We start from the raw sequence: 17,517 nt of genomic DNA, 5'->3' as shown, positions 1-17,517 counted from the left end.
CGGTATTCCACATCATTAAAATCGCGCCAAGTGTATATCTATCCTCGGCTAAGCTCAAGATATCTAAAACAGTTGAGAGGATTCGTCCTATTTTAGATACATTTGAGTAACTACTTTAAATAATCTTGTTCTTATTGGTAAATATCATTATTCTTACTCACCTTAAATAATGATGTTTCTAATTTCGGGGTTAAAAAAGTGGCAGGTAAGCTGAAGTTGCTCATTCTAAACGCAAGTAGTGAAGAACGCCGCACTATTCGCGCCACTTTAGGACATTTAAAGGTATTTGAATTCATAGAAGTAGCAGATAGCCAAGATGCGCTCACTCTGTTAAAAAAGCAGCCAGTAAACATGATTATTACGGGCTTGAGCGTGGGGAAAATAGATGGCTGGCGTTTTTCTCGCATGATCCGCTCAGGCTTACTTAAAACACCTAAAAACACCCCTATTTTACTTATTCCGCCTATTTATTGTGAGCGTATAGCTGAAACCACCGCTCGTAGTTATGGCATAGATGCCGTACTGCCCTTTGAGCACCAAGATATGTTACCGCAGGTTCTAGCCAATGTTCTGTCTACGCATTTAGAAAAAAGCAGTCGCCTTAATTTACTCTTGCTTGAACCAATAGCGCAAAAAGCCGATGAAATAGCTGAGCAACTTAAGCTCAATTTTGCCATTACCCATGTCACCACAAGCCAAAGTGCTCTCAGTGCCTATAATCAACAACAGTTTGCTATTGTCCTACTTGATGCAACCGCTTCACATGCGGGCACATCCGATAAGTTAGTCGAAGAAATACTGCAACATAACCCTAAACAAGCCGTTGTAACTATTATTGATAATAACGATGCCGACTATGCAGAGCAGCTGCTGCTATCCGGTGTTACCGACTTTATAAGAGCGCCATACGACCCGTCGTTTTTAAATAAAGTATGTGACCATGCTGCGCGCCGTGAAGACTTTATGGTTAGTTATGCTGAGTTTGCCCAAAAGGTTGAGCAGTTAAGTATTAGCGAAGTACGCTACAAAGAGCTTTTTTCGGCGCACCAACGTATTTTGCTGCATTTAAATACGGTGGTTTTAGAGCTTGATCAACAAGGTAAAATTCGCTTTATCAATCCTGCTTGGGAAACACTAAGTGGCTTTGGGGTTAAATCGTCTTTGCAAAAATCATTAATTGATTATTGCTCTGATGAATGCCAAGTAAAACTAAATACGACCATTAACGATATTCTTAATGGTGACATGCATCAGCAGCAAGTTGAGATTCAACTTAATCATAAAAATGGCAATCAGATTTGGGTGGAATGCCGCTTACAGCTAATAAAAAACAGCCGCAATAATGCCACTATTACTGCTACAATCGACAACATACACGAGCGTAAACAAGCTGAATTAAAGCTGCGCCACTTAGCCCTGCACGATACGCTAACAGGCTTACATAACCGTTATTATTTTGATCAACAACTCAATAATATATGCCAAACTAAGCACACCTATGGTGATGTAGAGCACGCGCTTATTTACATCGATTTAGATCATTTTAAAATAATTAACGACAGCAAAGGCCACCAACAAGGCGACATTGTACTAAAAGATGTAGCTCAATTATTTGAAGCAAACATTAGCGCTAAACATTTAGTGTGTAGAATAGGCGGTGACGAATTTGCTGTTATTTTAAAAAATACGCAGCTGCTTGACGCTCACCTAATTGCAGAGAGTATTTGTAGCGCGATTGAACAGCACGAGTTTAAATCTGAAGACCAAGTATATTCAATTAGCTGCTCTATTGGCTTAACGCAAATAACGGCTAAAAATTGCGACCCGAGTGAGTGCCTCAAGCAAGCCGATATAGCCTTATATATTGCTAAAAGTTTAGGCCGTAACCTAGTGCACTGCTACTCAAAAGAAGATGCGCAAAATAACACCTTGCAAACCGGGCTTGAGTGGGGGCATGAGATTCGACAAGCACTTCAGCAAGATAACGTAGAACTGCACTATCAGCCAATATGGGACTTTAAAGCCAATAAAGTGGCTTATTTTGAAGCGTTACTGCGTTTAAAAGTAGACGATAAACTTATTTTCCCTAATCAATTTATTCCCTCTCTTGAGCTGCTAAACGACACCTTTTTAATGGACCAATGTGTTATTCGCAATGCCATTGCTAGCGTGGCTGAACACCCAGATTTAAACCAAGTGGCTATTAACCTTTCTGCTCAATCGTTTTTAGATGAGCGCTTAGTGCCACATATAGAATCGAGCCTAGAAAAATACCACGTACCGCCTTCGCGTATTATTTTTGAAATTACCGAGTCAGCCTCAGTTAACAATTTAAAAGCCACCCGTAAAATGATAGAAAAGCTAAACAGTTTAGGCTGTCATTTTTCTATTGATGACTTTGGTACAGGCTTTAGCACATTTAACTATTTAAAACAGTTACCTGCACAACATGTAAAAATAGATGGCTCGTTTGTACGCGACATGATTAACGACCCCATTGACTTAGCACTGGTTAAGGCCATTAACGATATAAGCCGCTCCCTTGATAAGCGCTCTGTGGCAGAATACGTAGAAAGCGAAGAGATATTTTTTGCACTAAAAGAGATTGGTGTTGACTACGGACAAGGCTATTTTATTGCCCGTCCTGTGCCTGTAGAAAAAGTACAATCGACGCTTAAAATTATTTACCAGAAGAAACCTTTTATCCAACAACACACTAGCGCCAGCTAAACATTTTTAAACAGTTTTAAGCATTTTATTACTATCATTATTGCACTTATTGCCTATACTTTACGTACCACTTAGTAAATGTCTTGTTATTTTGATGATTTAACAATAAAAACATGACATTACCTATAAGCATACATGACTAGCAATTACATAGAGGTTAAAGCTTGTCAGGTTTAAGGAGGAAGGTATGGCGCAGTTGATTATTTTACTTCTCGTAATACATTGTGTAATTGCGTATCAGTGCTATCGGTACGCGCAGCTAAAGGGCTACCCAGTAGGCGTATTCGCTACTTTAGGCCTACTCCCGTATTTTAATGTAGTGGTTTGGATTTACTTGCTTTTTCTACCCGAACTCGAACCCTTTGAAAGCCAAACACATAGCAAACAGCAGCCCTTGTAGGCTGCTGTTTTGTTTATGCTACGCTGGTGCTTAATAGTGACCAATAACCACAATGCACAGACCCTGTTTCCCTAAAACAACATATTACTGCTGCACTTTAACCTTAAAGGTAAATAGGCTTAACTCTCAAAGTCTAAGCTACATTGGCGAGCCAAAAACACTTCTAGCTGTTGGCTGAATAACTTAAAGTCGCGAATTCTTCCTGTGGTTTTACGCCACAGTATGCCTATATCTCTGTAGGCATCGCCTTGCGATGGGGTTGCTATCATGTTTTTATCTTTAAGAATGCCCGCATTAATCGCCATTTGCGGTAAAAATGTAACCCCCAACTGATGCTCTACCATGCTTAATAAGGTATGTAAGCTTGCAGCTTCAAAAGGGTTAATACAGCTTGAGCGGTTTAAGTGGCACGCACTCAATGCATGCCCCGTCATACAATGCTCTCGCTCTAATAAAAATACACTAGCATCGGGTAGCAAGTTAAAGTCTTCAACGCCTGTAGCAGGGCTGTAATCTTTATGGTGCACTAAACTAAAGTGATCTTTAGCCAATACTTGAGTATGAAACTTCTCCGTTTGGTACGGTAAGGCTAATAAGGCTAAATCAATATGGCCGTGTTCAAGCTTATCTAATAACTTGTCGCTGGTATCTTCAACAAGTACCAACTCTAAATCACAAAAATTTTGCTTACAAAAGTGATACAAAGGCGCCGCTATGAAGCTGGCGATAGTGGGTATAACCCCTACCACTAACTTACCACTGAGTGGCGTTAAAAAGCTTTTGGTTAGCTCTTTTAAACTAATTGTATCATTAATAATTTTACGAGAGCGCTCCACGACCTCTTCACCAATACTGGTAAACATAAGGCTGCGATTTTCTCGCTCAATTAGCTGACAACCGAGTGTTTCTTCAAGGTTTTGAATTGCACTGCTTAAAGTAGATTGCCCAATAAAGCACGCACTTGCTGCACGGCCAAAATGCTGGTGCTGATGTACAGCTAATAAATACTGTAGCTGTTTAATACTTGGTAGGTTGGTCATTTTTTCTTTCCACAAATAAAAAGACCCCAACACCTAGGGCGTTGAGATCTTTTCAAGCTAAAAGTCTTTGAGTAATTTTTTGTTAAACCCCAAACGCGGTTCTTAGTACGTAGAAAATAACAATAGCAAGGGCAGCGCCAACTGGCAATGTAATTACCCAAGAAACTACAATGTTTCTGATAACACCCATGTTAAGTGCAGCAATACCACGTGCCATACCTACACCTAATACCGCACCAACTAAGGTTTGTGTAGTAGAAATTGGCATACCTGTACCTGATGCAATAACAACGGTAGACGCAGCAGCTAATTCGGCAGCAAAACCACGGCTAGGCGTTAAGTGAGTAATACCTTCACCTATCGTTTTAATTACCTTTTTACCTAAAATAGCAAGACCGGCAACAATACCAAAACCACCTAGTGGTAAAATCCACCAAGCAATAGCCGCTTTTTTAGCAATTTCACCGTTACTTTCAACAATGTTCACAACCGCAGCAAGTGGACCAATTGCATTCGCTACATCGTTTGAGCCATGCGCAAACGCCATACAACACGCTGTTAATACCATTAATACCGCAAATACTTTTTCTACGTTATTAAATTGCATTTGTTTATCGGCTTTAGGGTCGATATTTAAACGTGAAATCGCAATTTTACCAATAATAGCTACAATCACAGCAATCGCGATCGCAATTAAATAACCTTCAGTAGCGCCTAGGTTAATACCTATATGCTTTAAGCCTTTTTTGATTGTTACTAGCGCCATAATAAAGCCCGCTAAACCCATGTACAAAGGTACAAAGCGTTTTGCGTTTTTAAGTGGTGCATCAGTATCAAAAATCAGCTTTTGCGCACTCATAAAGATTAAGTAAGCAATAAAGCCCGAAATAGCAGGTGTAATAATCCAGCTACCTACAATACCACCTACTTTATTCCATTGAATAGCCTCTGTACCCACTGCAACTAATGCAAAACCAATGATTGCACCAATAATTGAGTGAGTTGTTGAAACAGGCCAACCTAAAAATGAGGCAATTAATAGCCAAGTACCCGCTGCAAAAAGTGCAGAGATCATACCTAAAACCATTAAATCAGGGAGAGCAGCAAAAGGCGCAGCATCAATAATACCTTTACGGATTGTTGATGTAACCTCACCACCTGCTAAGTAAGCACCAGCAAATTCAAAAATCATAGCAATAATAATTGCTTGTTTAATTGTTAACGCTTTTGAACCTACCGAAGTCCCCATCGCATTAGCAACGTCGTTCGCGCCAATACCATAAGCCATAAAAAAGCCGACTGCTGCGGCAATTAAAACTAATACCGTGCCGTAAGATGCAATGATATCCATTGTGTAACCTTAATCTTTCGTTTGAACTGATTTTTATAAATTAACGAGCTAGCATCAGCTCAAGACGTGATCCTACGCGCTCTGCAATATCTGCAAGTTCGCCAACCCATTCAATTATTTTGTATAAAAACATAACATCAATTGGGTTTAGCTCGCTTTCTACATCGCGTAGTTGGCGGCGTACTTTAATTTGCATTTCATCCGTGTCTTGTTCTATGGCATCCAATTCTACGAGCATTTTTTCTACTAAAGTCACCTCGCGACCTTTAAAGCCCGTTTCTAACAATTCTTCTAACTCATTAATTGCTTTTGATGCTTGTTTAGTCGCATCAACACAACGTGTTAGATAAGCTAAAAAGTCTGCTTGCATAGCACTAGGAATTGTCATTTCACGGCCAATTACGCGCCCTGCAATGTCTTTAGCCTTATTTGCTATTTTATCTTGTTGAGTTACGAGTTCGAGCAGATCTGTACGCTCTACCGGCATGAATAAACCACGCGGTAATTGTAAGCGTATATCTCTTTTCATATCATCAGCTTCACGCTCTAAATTACGAATAGTTAAGCGAAGCTCTTCTGCTTGCTGCCACTCTTCTTTAAATACGTGATTAAAAAAAGGTATCAAGGCTTTACTTGCTTGATGAACCTTCTTGATGTGTTCTTCCATTGGTTTGATAGGAGATTTTGCAAATACTCCTAAAAACGCGTTTGTAGGCATAACTGACCCTTTAATCAAATTGATATGCTTTGCAGCATGAATTTTACAGTATTAGCCGCGATTGTGAACGCTTTTTATTATTTCATCATGGCTAACAATGCATAAAGCGGCACTAAGCCGCTTTAATAAAAAAGAATGATAGATAAAAACCTACAACGATTTTTCTATATCTTCTTGAGATGTATGACGAATATCTTTGCCGTTAACAAAATAAATAATGTATTCCGCAATATTTTGGCAACGGTCGCCAATACGCTCTAATGAACGTACAGACCATACTAAATCCATAATTTTAGGAATTGAGCGTGGGTCTTCCATCATGTAAGTCATAATTTGACGCGTGATTGCTTCATATTCACGGTCAACTTTTGCATCTTCTTTATGTACTTCAAAGGCGCGTTGTACATCCATGCGCGCAAATGCATCAAGTACATCGTGTAGCATTTTTAAAACTTGGCGACCCATGTTTTCAATATTCACTAATAAATCTTGCTGATCTTTAGTAAATGAATCAAGTGCCACTTTAGCAATGCGCTCTGCTTCATCGCCAATGCGCTCTAAATCGGCAATCGTTTTTGCAATGGCTATTACTAAGCGTAAATCGCTCGCTGCAGGCTGACGACGCGCAATGATGCGCGTACATTCATCATCAATGCTAACTTCCATCGCATTTACTTTGTAATCGTTCTGGCGTACTTTTTGTGCCAGTTCAGCATCATTGCGACTTACTGCATCTAATGCACTGCTTAGCTGCTGCTCAACTAGGCCACCCATGTTAAGTACATGGTTACGAACATTTTCTAGCTCTTGGTTAAAGCGCCCAGAAATATGCTTATTTATATTATGTTCCATAATTACCTTCTCTTAAATTCGTTTACAACACTAAAACGTATACGACTAGCCGTAACGGCCTGTAATGTAGTCTTCCGTTTTCTTTTTGCTTGGCGTTGTAAATAAGGTATTTGTGTCTGAGTATTCAATCAACTCGCCCATGTACATAAAGGCCGTTTGATCAGATACACGCGCTGCTTGTTGCATGTTATGTGTCACAATAACAACGGTAAACTTGTTCTTTAAATCGTTAATTAGCTCTTCAATAACCAAAGTAGAAATTGGGTCAAGTGCCGATGTTGGTTCATCAAGTAATAGTACTTCAGGTTCAATCGCAATTGAACGGGCAATAACTAAACGCTGTTGCTGACCACCTGATAGGCCAAATGCACTATCGTGTAATCTGTCTTTTACTTCATCCCATAAAGCCGCACCGCGAAGTGATTGTTCTACCACTTCATCTAGCTTACGCTTTTCTTTAATACCTTGTAAGCGTAGGCCATAAACCACATTTTCATAAATTGATTTAGGAAATGGGTTAGGACGCTGAAACACCATACCCACGTTACGACGAAGCGCGGCTACATCTACACTTTTATCGTAAATATTTTGGCCGTGAAGCAATATTTCACCTTCAATACGACACACATCAACTAAATCATTCATGCGGTTAATACAACGCAATAGCGTTGATTTACCACACCCCGACGGGCCGATAAACGCCGTAACTTGGCCTTTCGGGATATTCATATTTACTTTGCTAAGCGCTTGCTTTTCACCATAGTAAAGATCAAGGTCCTTAATCTCTAACGCTTTTTGGTCATCAGTTAAGTTTTCTAAGTCTAACTTCAAGCTTTTGTTAGCTTGGTTTACTTGTGGAGCGACTGTAATCATGTTTGTTACCTATAATTCTTTACTAATTAGTGTTCAAGCGATCTGAATTTTTCACGTAAATGGTTACGTATGCCTATCGCTGTTATGTTGAGGGTAATAATCACCGACACCAATAAGAAGGCCGTTGCGTATACCAGCGGGCGTGCCGCTTCAACATTCGGGCTTTGAAAGCCCACATCATAAATATGAAAGCCTAAGTGCATGAACTTTCTATCTAAGTGAAAATAAGGGAAGTTGCCATCAAGTGGTAACGTAGGGGCCATTTTTACCACACCTACGAGCATTAACGGCGCAACTTCACCGGCCGCTCGAGCAACAGCAAGTATTAAACCTGTCATAATTGCTGGGCTTGCCATAGGAATAATAATACGCCACAAGGTTTCAACTTTGGTTGCACCAAGCGCTAATGAACCATCACGCACTGTACTTGGAATACGCGATAAACCTTCCTCGGTTGATACAATAACAACCGGTAATGTAAGAATAGCTAATGTAAGCGCAGACCACATAACACCCGGCGTACCAAATACTGGCGTTGGCGCAGCTTCTGGGTAAAACAGTTGGTCAAGGCTACCACCTAACATGTAAACAAAAAAGCCTAAGCCAAATACACCGTAAACAATAGACGGTACACCGGCAAGGTTAATTACCGCAATACGAATCATCTTAGTTACTGCATTTTTAGCTGCGTATTCATGTAAGTAAATTGCAGCTACAACACCAAATGGGGTCACAATAACGGCCATTAGCATAACCATAAATACTGTACCAAATATAGCAGGGAATACGCCGCCTTCGGTGTTTGCTTCACGTGGGTCGTCTGATACAAACTTACCCAGTTGTACAAAGTAATGACCTAACTTTGAGAAAAAGCCCATGTCGTTAGGCAACCAAACATCAAGCACTTGATACAGTGGAATGGTGACTACTTCACCACGCATGTCCTTAACTAAAACTTGGTCACGCTTGGCTTTTTTACGCAGTGCAAATAACTCTTTTTCAAGTACTGCGTATTCGTTACGTAACTCGGCACGTGCTTGAGCAAGCTCAGCAACACGCTCATCGGTTAGTTCGTCATCAAGTAGGTACGCTTTTTCTTGTAAGCGAAGACGCTCTAATTCGTAGTTGATATGACCAATGTCGCCATTTTGTAAATCAAGCGCTTCATCGTTTAAATCAACCGCACGCTCTACTAGCTCATGTAAGGTTTCGATTTTATCGCCAGTAACCGGCTTTCCATCTTTAATTACACCTTCTATGTAGCCATAAAAGTTACCGTTTTTACTGCGCTCAAATACAGCAAGCGTAGCCGGTGTACTTTGCTCAGTAATATCGGTTTCTAATATCCAACGAAAATCTAAATCTACATATTCGCGGTTACCTGTTTTTATAAGTAAACGCTCAACTTCGTCTTTATTAAAATCTGATACATCAATACCTGTTGCAGCTAAACGCGCTGTAGGCACAAGTTCTCGGTCGTAAACTTCACCAATTATGGTTTGTTTTGAAATAGACCCTTCTAGCTCAAATTGAACTACCTCTGATGGCCAGAAAAAGCTTAATCCCTTCCAAGCTATCATTGCTAATAAACCGAGAACTGAAATTAAGCTGATACTTACCGCACCACCTGTCATCCAAATCCAAGGAGAACCAGACTTAAACCACTGCTTTACCATGTCGTGTCTCTCCACTTACATTGAGCTGTATTTTTCACGCAGTTGCTGACGAACAAACTCAGCCACTGTGTTGAAAATAAAGGTGAATATGAATAGTACAAATGCTGCTAAGAATAATATTCTATAGTGCGAGCTGCCTACTTCTGATTCAGGCATTTCTACTGCAATGTTTGCTGCAAGCGTACGCATACCTTGGAAAATACTCCAATCCATAATTGGCGTATTACCTGTTGCCATTAATACAATCATGGTTTCGCCTACTGCACGGCCAAGTCCCATCATCACGGCAGAGAAAATACCTGGGCTTGCTGTAAGTAGTACAACACGTACTAGCGTTTGCCACTGCGTAGCACCAAGTGCTAGTGAGCCATTTGATAAGTGTTTAGGAACACTAAATACGGCATCTTCTGCAATCGAGAATATAGTAGGAATAACGGCAAAGCCCATCGCAATACCCACCACTAATGAATTACGTTGGTCAAACGTCATACCAAGCTCATTTGTTAAGTATTGACGTACATTGCCATCAAACATCCAAAGCTCTACTGTTTCGCTCATCGCGAACGAGAACCAACCAATTAATAGAACAACCGGAATAAGTAAAATAGAGTGCGACCCTTCAGGGATTTTATGGCGAATACTCGCTGGTAACTTAGTCCAACCTAGTGCTGTTGCTAATACACCTAACGGTAATAAAATCAGTAAGCCGACAATAGCAGGTAGGTGCTCTTCTATAAGTGGCGCTAACCACAGGCCTGCTAAAAAGCCTAATATTACAGTCGGAAGGGCTTCCATAATTTCTACCGTTGGCTTTACCACTTTACGCAGCTCGCTCGACATAAAGTAAGCGGTGTAAATAGCAGCAGAAAGCGCAATAGGTACTGCAAATAGCATGGCGTAAAGCGCTGCTTTTAACGTACCAAACGAAATAGGAACCAAAGAAAATTTAGACTCAAAGTCATCACTTGCCGATGTAGATTGCCAAATATAACCAGGCTCAGGGTAACCTTCGTACCACACTTCTTGCCAAAGTGCAGACCAGGTAACCTCTGGGTGCTCATTATGAATTTCTAATACGGTTAGTTGATTATCGGCTAAAATAAGGGCGGCATTTGAGCGCGGAGCTATAGCAAAGTTTTTAATCTCGCCATCACTTACTTTACCTTGCCAAAGTTTTGCCTCACTAGTGGTGTAATACACACCTAACTCACCGTTACTGCTCGTAGTGAAGAAAGTTCGACGATAAAACTCGGTAAAAATGTTCAGCTTGCTTTGTTTAGTTGTTTCAAACGAGCGAATTTTTTGATACTCACGGCCGCTGTCTGTATTGACTTCAAACCACTGCGATACTTCACCGTTATCGTTTGCAAGCATGAGTGAGTTAGCACCAGCAAGTAGCTGCGCAGACACTAAGTTAGCACTTTCTTCGTTAGCCGAAAGCAGCTGAATTTGCTCTACTTCGCTTGGATAGCGTGTATCGTAAACATAAATTTGATTCGCCGAACGTACAAATGTGCGGGTGGTGTCTGGCGAAATTAAAAGCTCATCAACACGGCCTTCAATATTAAGCTCAGTACGCTCAACTACCCATTCTACTTCACCGGTAAACATGTTTTCTTCAGCAACAAAGCTGCTAAATAAAACGCGTTTGTCTTCGGTTAAAGCAACCACAGCTGTTTTATCTTCGTAATGACTAAATGCAAAACGCTTAATGGCAGCACCTTGCTCGTCAACTTCTAATGCCATTTTGCCAAGTGGGTAATCTAAACGTGGCGTTAGCTTTCTTTCGTTGTTAGGAAAAGTAACTAAAAACTTAGGTGCTACCAGCACCACTGAGCCATTTTCTAAACCAAACGCATAATGCCCCTGAAACGGCGCACTGTTTGCAAAGCTTGATGCATCACTAGGTAGCTCGGCGCTTAATGTTTTAAGCTTTTTACCAAAGCTGCCATCTTGCACACTATAAAAATCTACCTTTCCTTGCTGAGAGAGTAAAAAAGCAACCTCAGTTTGCTCCTCAACACCTAAGCCCACAATTTGTTCAGCATTAGCAACGTTAAAACTGTTACGTTTTTCTACTTTTGCTGATTCAAAAATTGGTTGTACTACATAAAGAAGGTAAAAGAATATTAATAACAATGCTATTAATACCATTACTCCGCCTGCGGAAATACCCCACTTTGCAAACCGGTCTTTAAATAGACGGCTTCGATCCGTATTTAAAGTCGGCTTATTCGGATTGGAAGTCATCAAAACACCCTTTAATTCTGTCGTTGCGCAAATTATATTTCATCAAGATGACAGTAATGTTACAGATGTAATAAATACCCGCCTAAATGCTTTAAAATCAGTCCTTTTTTCTAATGACAGCGCTTGCTTAATTGTTACTCACTGATATGCCACAACATAAATCGATACAAAAAAGGGGAAATATTTAATATAAATGCCCTAAATTAGTGCCTATTTAGCTATTTAATAACGCGTTTTACTGCCCTGCTGGAGATGACTAAATTTATGCCTTTATGGCGCATTAGTTGTTAACACTTTTATGGTTAAATAAAGTGCATAGCGCTCAAAGCATGGAAAAAATAAATGTTATGGTTCATAAATGACACTTATTATCAAAAGTGCTATAAAATTGTTAATAAATTCAGTGTGAGTTTATCTTCTTATGGGAACTAATTTGTGCTTTTATTGGACAAACAATTTAACGCAGACAATACTAAATCTATGTATAACGAAACCAGACCGCAGCGCTAAAGTTAAAAAAACTCAACGATAAAGACACAAATAAGTAATAATAAACAATTAGTTTTTTATGGGTTTATATTACCCACTACAATGATAGAAACGTTATAAACACTTAATGCCTACGCATTTACATTTTCAGGCTTAGAGAGAGCTATTTATGAAGCAGTTGGTGATCACCATTTTAGGGCAAGACCGGCCCGGATTAGTAGAAAGTATTTCATCGGTTATCTTGCAAAACAAGGGTAACTGGCTGAGCAGTAATTTAAGCCACTTACTAGGCCACTTTGCCGGCATTATTCAGGTAGAAGTAGCGCAAGAGCACTTTGAAGCATTGCAAAACGCATTAAATGCCTTACCTAAACTCGACGTACGGATTGAAACTGGCAACACAGAAGTAGAGCCAAGTAGCAAAGAGCAAATAAATTTTGTCATTACTGGCAATGACCGCCCGGGCATTGTGCAGGAGCTGGCAAGTGTAATACGCCACAAAGGCGCTAGCATTACTCACTTAAACTCAAGGCAACAAAGTGCGCCAAATTGGGGAGTGCCTATTTTTAGTGCCGTAGCTACAGTCACCTTACCCAGCGGTATGAATAAAGAAGAAGTTATTGATGCACTTGAATCGATTACCAGTGATTTAATTGTAGATATTGAAGAGGCATAGCCCAAACGCCGTTGACATAAAAATGACATGGTAGTCATTTTTATGTCATCTAACTGGCGTATGTTTGAGTAAAAAGGGCTGATTATTACTACTTTTATCGTTTTTTACATTGTAAACCTCATAAGCGCACGCACAGCCCCAAATTAAATTTGAAACATATCCTGATAACGGAATAGATATGAATGCCCATATAGAACCCCCTCAAACAACTGAATATTTTGCAAAAGAATTAAGCTGGCTGTCATTCAACGAGCGTGTACTACAAGAGGCTAAAGATAAAAATAACCCGATTATTGAGCGCATGCGTTTTTTGGGCATTTTCTCTAATAATTTAGATGAATTTTTTAGAGTACGCGTTGCTGATGTAAAGCGCCGAATTTTATTAAATAAACTCCCCGATGCTAATTTTGAAGAAGACGAAATACTGCTTAGTGAAATACAAAAAAAAGTACTCCAGTTAGGCAAAAAATTTAACCACATACACCAGCAGGTATTAACCGACTTAAACCATCATAACATTCATGTTAGTCGCCCCGATGAGCTCAGTGAGTTTCATTTAAACTGGTTAAAAAATTACTTTCATGATCACGTTCTTCAACATACCTCTCCTATTTTGCTAAACGAGAACAAAGACTTCTCTACCTATATAAACGACACCATGACCTACTTATTTGTAGAAATGAGTGATGAAAAAAGTTATTACGCAATGCTTGAGGTACCCACCGACAGGGTTGATCGCTTTATAAACCTGCCTCCAGAAAAAACCCGCCGCCATAAAACCATTGTAATGCTTGATGATGTTATCACTTACTTTTTAAACGATGTATTTAGTAGCTTTTTTTCTTATAAAAGCATTGCCGGTTATGCGATAAAATTAACTCGCGATGCAGAGTACAACCTAGACGACGAGCTAGAGGCTGGCTTACTTGATAAAATGTCCAAAGGGTTAAAACAACGTATTTATGCTGAGCCAGTAAGATTGGTTTACGATCAAGCCATGCCTGAAAACATGCTAAAAGTGATGAAAAAGCGCCTCGGTGTCACGCATCATGATGCGTTAATCCCCGGGGGGCGTTATCGTAATTTTAGAGACTTTATATCGTTTCCTAATGTAGGGCGCCAATATTTAGAAAACAACCCCCTCCCAGCATTGCAAAGTAGTGCGTTTAATAAACATGCCAGTGTATTTGACGCTATTAGCGAGCAAGATATTTTACTGTATTACCCCTATCATACTTTTAATCATGTGCTTGAATATGTGCGCCAAGCGGCCTTCGACCCTAAGGTTACGCAAATAAAGGTTAATATTTATCGTGTAGCGAGCAAATCTAGGCTGATTTCATCGTTAATTAATGCCGCACAAAACGGTAAATTAGTGACCGTTATGGTTGAGCTAAAAGCACGTTTTGACGAGCAAAATAATATTGAATGGGCAAAGGTGCTAAGCAGTGCAGGTATTAAAGTAATTTTTGGTATACCCGCACTAAAAGTGCACAGCAAATTATGTGTGGTGCACCGTAAAGAAAAAGGCCAAATAGTAAAATATGCTCATATTGGCACAGGCAATTTCCATGAAAAAACAGCCAAAATTTACACTGACTTTAGCCTATTTACTCGCCACACTGGTATTTGTGAAGAAAGCGACAGCGTATTTAGATTTATAGAAAGCAGTTATAAACCGTTCAAATTTGACTACTTAATGCTTTCGCCAATTAATGCCCGTGAAACGCTGCTTAATTTAATCAATAACGAAATTGACCATGTTAAAAACAACAAACCAGGCAAAATAACGGTAAAAATAAATAACCTCGTCGATAAGGAGCTGGTAGACAGGCTTTACCTAGCTGGTCAAATCGGCGTTAAAATTAGAATTATTGTACGTGGCATGTGCTCGCTCATCCCTGGCGTGCCTAAACTTAGCGATAATATTAAGGTAATTAGTATTGTTGATCGCTTTTTAGAGCATCCTCGCGTAATGGTATTTGGTAACAATGGCGATGAAAAAGTATTTATATCTTCTGCTGATTGGATGACACGTAACCTAGATCATCGTGTTGAAGTAGGCGTTCCTATTTTGGATGTTAAGTTAAAACGCCTTATAGTTGATATATTAGAGCTACAATTTAAAGACCGTACCAAAGCACGCATTATTGATAGCGAGCAAAAAAACGCTTATGTAAGAAGGGGTAACCGTAAAAAAATCCGCTCTCAAATAGCAATTTACGATTATCTAAAAAAATGGGAACACACTTATTATAATGAATGATCACCCTTCAATAGCCGCAGTTGATTTAGGCTCCAACAGCTTTCATTTAGTGGTTGCCCGAGAAGTAAACGGCACTTTGCAAATTTTGCACAAAGAAAAACAACGCGTTTATTTAGCCGATGGACTAGATGATAAATTTCGCTTAAGCCAAGCTGCAATAGACCGCGCCCTCGTGGTACTAAAGCAATTTGCTAAAACCTTACATGAGTTCCCCGCAAGTAATGTAAAGGTAGCTGCCACTTACACTTTTAGGCGCGCTAAAAATATTAACGCCTTTTTAGCCCAAGCTAGCGCTGTGTTTCCTTTTCATATTGATGTAATTGCAGGACAAGAAGAAGCACGCCTTATTTATCAGGGCGTTGCGCATTATGTTCATAATGAAGAAAACCGTTTAGTGATCGATATTGGCGGTGGCAGTACCGAACTTATAATAGGTAAACATTTTAAGCATAAGCTTTTATCTAGCCGTAATATGGGCTGCGTTAGCTTTACAAAGCAGTTTTTTAGCGATGGAAAAATAACGGCCAAACGCTTTAACAAAGCGCAAATAAGAGCCGAGCAGGAGCTTGAAGCTATTTTTTCTAATTATGTAAGCGAAAATTGGCAATCAGTAATTGGCACCTCGGGCACTATAAAGTCAATCTTAGCGATGATAAGCGCCACAAACCCGCAACAACCTAACATTACTTACGACGATTTACTCGCGTTAAAACAACAGTTTATTAGTGCTAAACATATTGATAACTTAGCTATTGCAGGGCTTACACCCGAGCGCCAACAAAGCATATGCGGTGGCTTAGCAATTTTAATTGCGATATTTACAGAGTTTGCCATTAAAGAGCTGACCTACAGCGATTTTTCTTTGCGCGAAGGGTTGCTGCACGAAATGCAGCAAAAGCTGGCCGATAAAGATATTCGCTCAAACACCATTAATAATTTAAGTGAGCGCTACACCGCTGATAAAGCGCATGCAGCGCGTGTTGCTGATACGGCTATTTGGCTCTATAAACAGTTAAAAAATGTATGGCATTTAGATAATAACGACGATATTGCTTTGTTAACGTGGGCAGCAAAATTACACGAAATTGGTTTATCAATTAACTCATCGGGGATTAACAAACACAGCGCTTATATAGTGGCGAATAGTCAATTACCCGGTTTTACGCAGCAAGAGCAACTTATTTTAAGCTCACTTATACGCTTTTATCGTAAAAAAATTAAACTGACTGAGCTGCCTGAGTTTTTAACTATTTCTCAAAAGCACGTGCTTAAACTGATTGTTATTTTACGCTTGGCCATTTTATTTAATCAAAAGCGCCAAGTGAGCTTAAAGCCGGATATGGAAATAAGCGCAAGCAACTTAGGGTTATTTATTAAGTTTAGTAACAGCTATTTGCAAGAGCATACATTGCTACAAGCAGACCTAGAGCAAGAGCAGCTCTATCTTAAAAAAGCAGGGATTCAGTTTGAGTGCGTTTAATTTTATAAGGCTATTAAAAGCCTGTGACATTGTTTATTCTAAAGTAATGTAATTGCGACACGCGCTTTTTAAAGTGAGCTTACTGCTTTATTTACACCCATGTAAAGCACACATAATAAAGCGCCCTCGGGGTAAACCCAAGGGCGTTTGAAGCTTTACCTATAAAGATAAAACCAGGTTATTTTATCAGGTTTACATATCCATATGGCGGTTTGAGCTTTGCATCATTTGCTTAACGCCTTGCTTTTCAAGCTCTAAAATTTGCTCGAGCTTTTCTTTACCGTTTTCTGTCTCAGCGCGCTCTAATAAGTACTCGTAAAGTTCGATTACTTTTTTGTGCTGCTCAGAGAGGTAGTTTTGAATCACCTTTTCATCAAATTCTTGGTCTTTGCTAATATCGTTAAATGTAATTAACTCGGGGTTGTCTGCAAAGTATTCGTAGCTGTAAGTATCTAAAGTGTTGATCTCTGTAATTGCTTTAAAGCCAACTAAGTCTTCAGCTAACTTTTTTTCATAATCTAAATAATAGTCCACTAGCATCGCGTTACGTTCATCAAGTAACTCCTTAACGCTGTAAAAATTTGCCGCCATTTGTGTGTGAAATAAAACGGTCCAATCGTACACTTCTTTAATTGTTTTAACTTGCATGTGCATTCCTTACTAAGTTGACTGTATAAGGTATAGGTTGCGTAAACCGTGCCAACATAAACTCAATT

13 protein-coding genes are annotated in these 17,517 nt (G+C 39.6%); 5 read left to right on the top strand and 8 right to left on the bottom strand.

Annotation, left to right across the window (positions count from 1 at the left end):
* The first annotated feature begins 198 nt into the window (after positions 1–198).
* The gene (locus tag MSC25_RS16365; protein WP_248443975.1) at positions 199–2,730 is read left to right on the top strand and encodes an EAL domain-containing protein; all 2,532 of its coding nucleotides are present in this window, start codon (positions 199–201) and stop codon (positions 2,728–2,730) included.
* A 187-nt stretch (positions 2,731–2,917) separates the two neighbouring features.
* Positions 2,918–3,130, top strand: coding sequence for a hypothetical protein (locus tag MSC25_RS16360; protein ID WP_024031438.1), 213 nt, complete (start codon positions 2,918–2,920; stop codon positions 3,128–3,130).
* Positions 3,131–3,249: 119 nt separating this feature from the next.
* Here the strand turns inward: MSC25_RS16360 and MSC25_RS16355 are convergent, their stop codons facing one another.
* From MSC25_RS16355 to MSC25_RS16325, 7 genes are all read right to left on the bottom strand, one after another.
* Positions 3,250–4,170, bottom strand: coding sequence for a hydrogen peroxide-inducible genes activator (locus MSC25_RS16355; RefSeq protein ID WP_248443974.1), 921 nt, complete (start codon positions 4,168–4,170; stop codon positions 3,250–3,252).
* Positions 4,171–4,252: 82 nt separating this feature from the next.
* Entirely contained in the window at positions 4,253–5,521 is a 1,269-nt protein-coding gene (locus MSC25_RS16350; RefSeq protein WP_024031439.1) for an inorganic phosphate transporter, read from the bottom strand.
* 40 nt (positions 5,522–5,561) lie between these two features.
* Entirely contained in the window at positions 5,562–6,239 is a 678-nt protein-coding gene (locus tag MSC25_RS16345; protein WP_004587620.1) for a TIGR00153 family protein, read from the bottom strand.
* 150 nt (positions 6,240–6,389) lie between these two features.
* On the bottom strand, positions 6,390–7,091 hold the full coding sequence (phoU, locus tag MSC25_RS16340) for a phosphate signaling complex protein PhoU (protein ID WP_004587621.1): 702 nt from the start codon (positions 7,089–7,091) through the stop codon (positions 6,390–6,392).
* Between the two features lie 45 nt (positions 7,092–7,136).
* Complete coding sequence (pstB, locus tag MSC25_RS16335) at positions 7,137–7,964, bottom strand: phosphate ABC transporter ATP-binding protein PstB (protein ID WP_004587622.1); 828 nt, start codon at positions 7,962–7,964, stop codon at positions 7,137–7,139.
* A 26-nt stretch (positions 7,965–7,990) separates the two neighbouring features.
* Positions 7,991–9,640 carry a phosphate ABC transporter permease PstA gene (pstA, locus tag MSC25_RS16330; protein WP_004587623.1) on the bottom strand — a complete coding sequence of 550 codons (1,650 nt, stop codon included), beginning with the start codon at positions 9,638–9,640 and terminating at the stop codon, positions 7,991–7,993.
* Positions 9,641–9,655: 15 nt separating this feature from the next.
* Complete coding sequence (locus tag MSC25_RS16325) at positions 9,656–11,890, bottom strand: ABC transporter permease subunit (RefSeq protein ID WP_029772783.1); 2,235 nt, start codon at positions 11,888–11,890, stop codon at positions 9,656–9,658.
* Positions 11,891–12,548: 658 nt separating this feature from the next.
* Here MSC25_RS16325 and MSC25_RS16320 point away from each other — a divergent pair.
* From MSC25_RS16320 to ppx, 3 genes are all read left to right on the top strand, one after another.
* Positions 12,549–13,055, top strand: a complete 507-nt coding sequence (locus MSC25_RS16320) for an ACT domain-containing protein (protein WP_024031441.1) — start codon at positions 12,549–12,551, stop codon at positions 13,053–13,055.
* Between the two features lie 178 nt (positions 13,056–13,233).
* Positions 13,234–15,321 carry a polyphosphate kinase 1 gene (ppk1, locus tag MSC25_RS16315; RefSeq protein WP_248443973.1) on the top strand — a complete coding sequence of 696 codons (2,088 nt, stop codon included), beginning with the start codon at positions 13,234–13,236 and terminating at the stop codon, positions 15,319–15,321.
* On the top strand, positions 15,314–16,801 hold the full coding sequence (gene ppx, locus MSC25_RS16310; protein ID WP_126008341.1) for an exopolyphosphatase: 1,488 nt from the start codon (positions 15,314–15,316) through the stop codon (positions 16,799–16,801). Before ppk1 ends, ppx begins: the two co-directional genes overlap by 8 nt.
* Positions 16,802–16,993: 192 nt before the next feature.
* Here ppx and MSC25_RS16305 read toward each other — a convergent pair whose 3' ends face one another.
* Positions 16,994–17,449: a hypothetical protein gene (locus tag MSC25_RS16305; RefSeq protein ID WP_004587628.1), complete on the bottom strand. Its 456-nt coding sequence runs from the start codon at positions 17,447–17,449 to the stop codon at positions 16,994–16,996.
* Positions 17,450–17,517 lie beyond the last annotated feature (68 nt).

The sequence above is a fragment of the Pseudoalteromonas sp. 1CM17D genome (assembly GCF_023161805.1).
GTDB classification, from domain to species: Bacteria; Pseudomonadota; Gammaproteobacteria; order Enterobacterales; family Alteromonadaceae; genus Pseudoalteromonas; species Pseudoalteromonas atlantica.
Note: the sequence above shows the minus strand (reverse complement) of the source record. Positions and strands in the feature narration are given on the sequence as shown.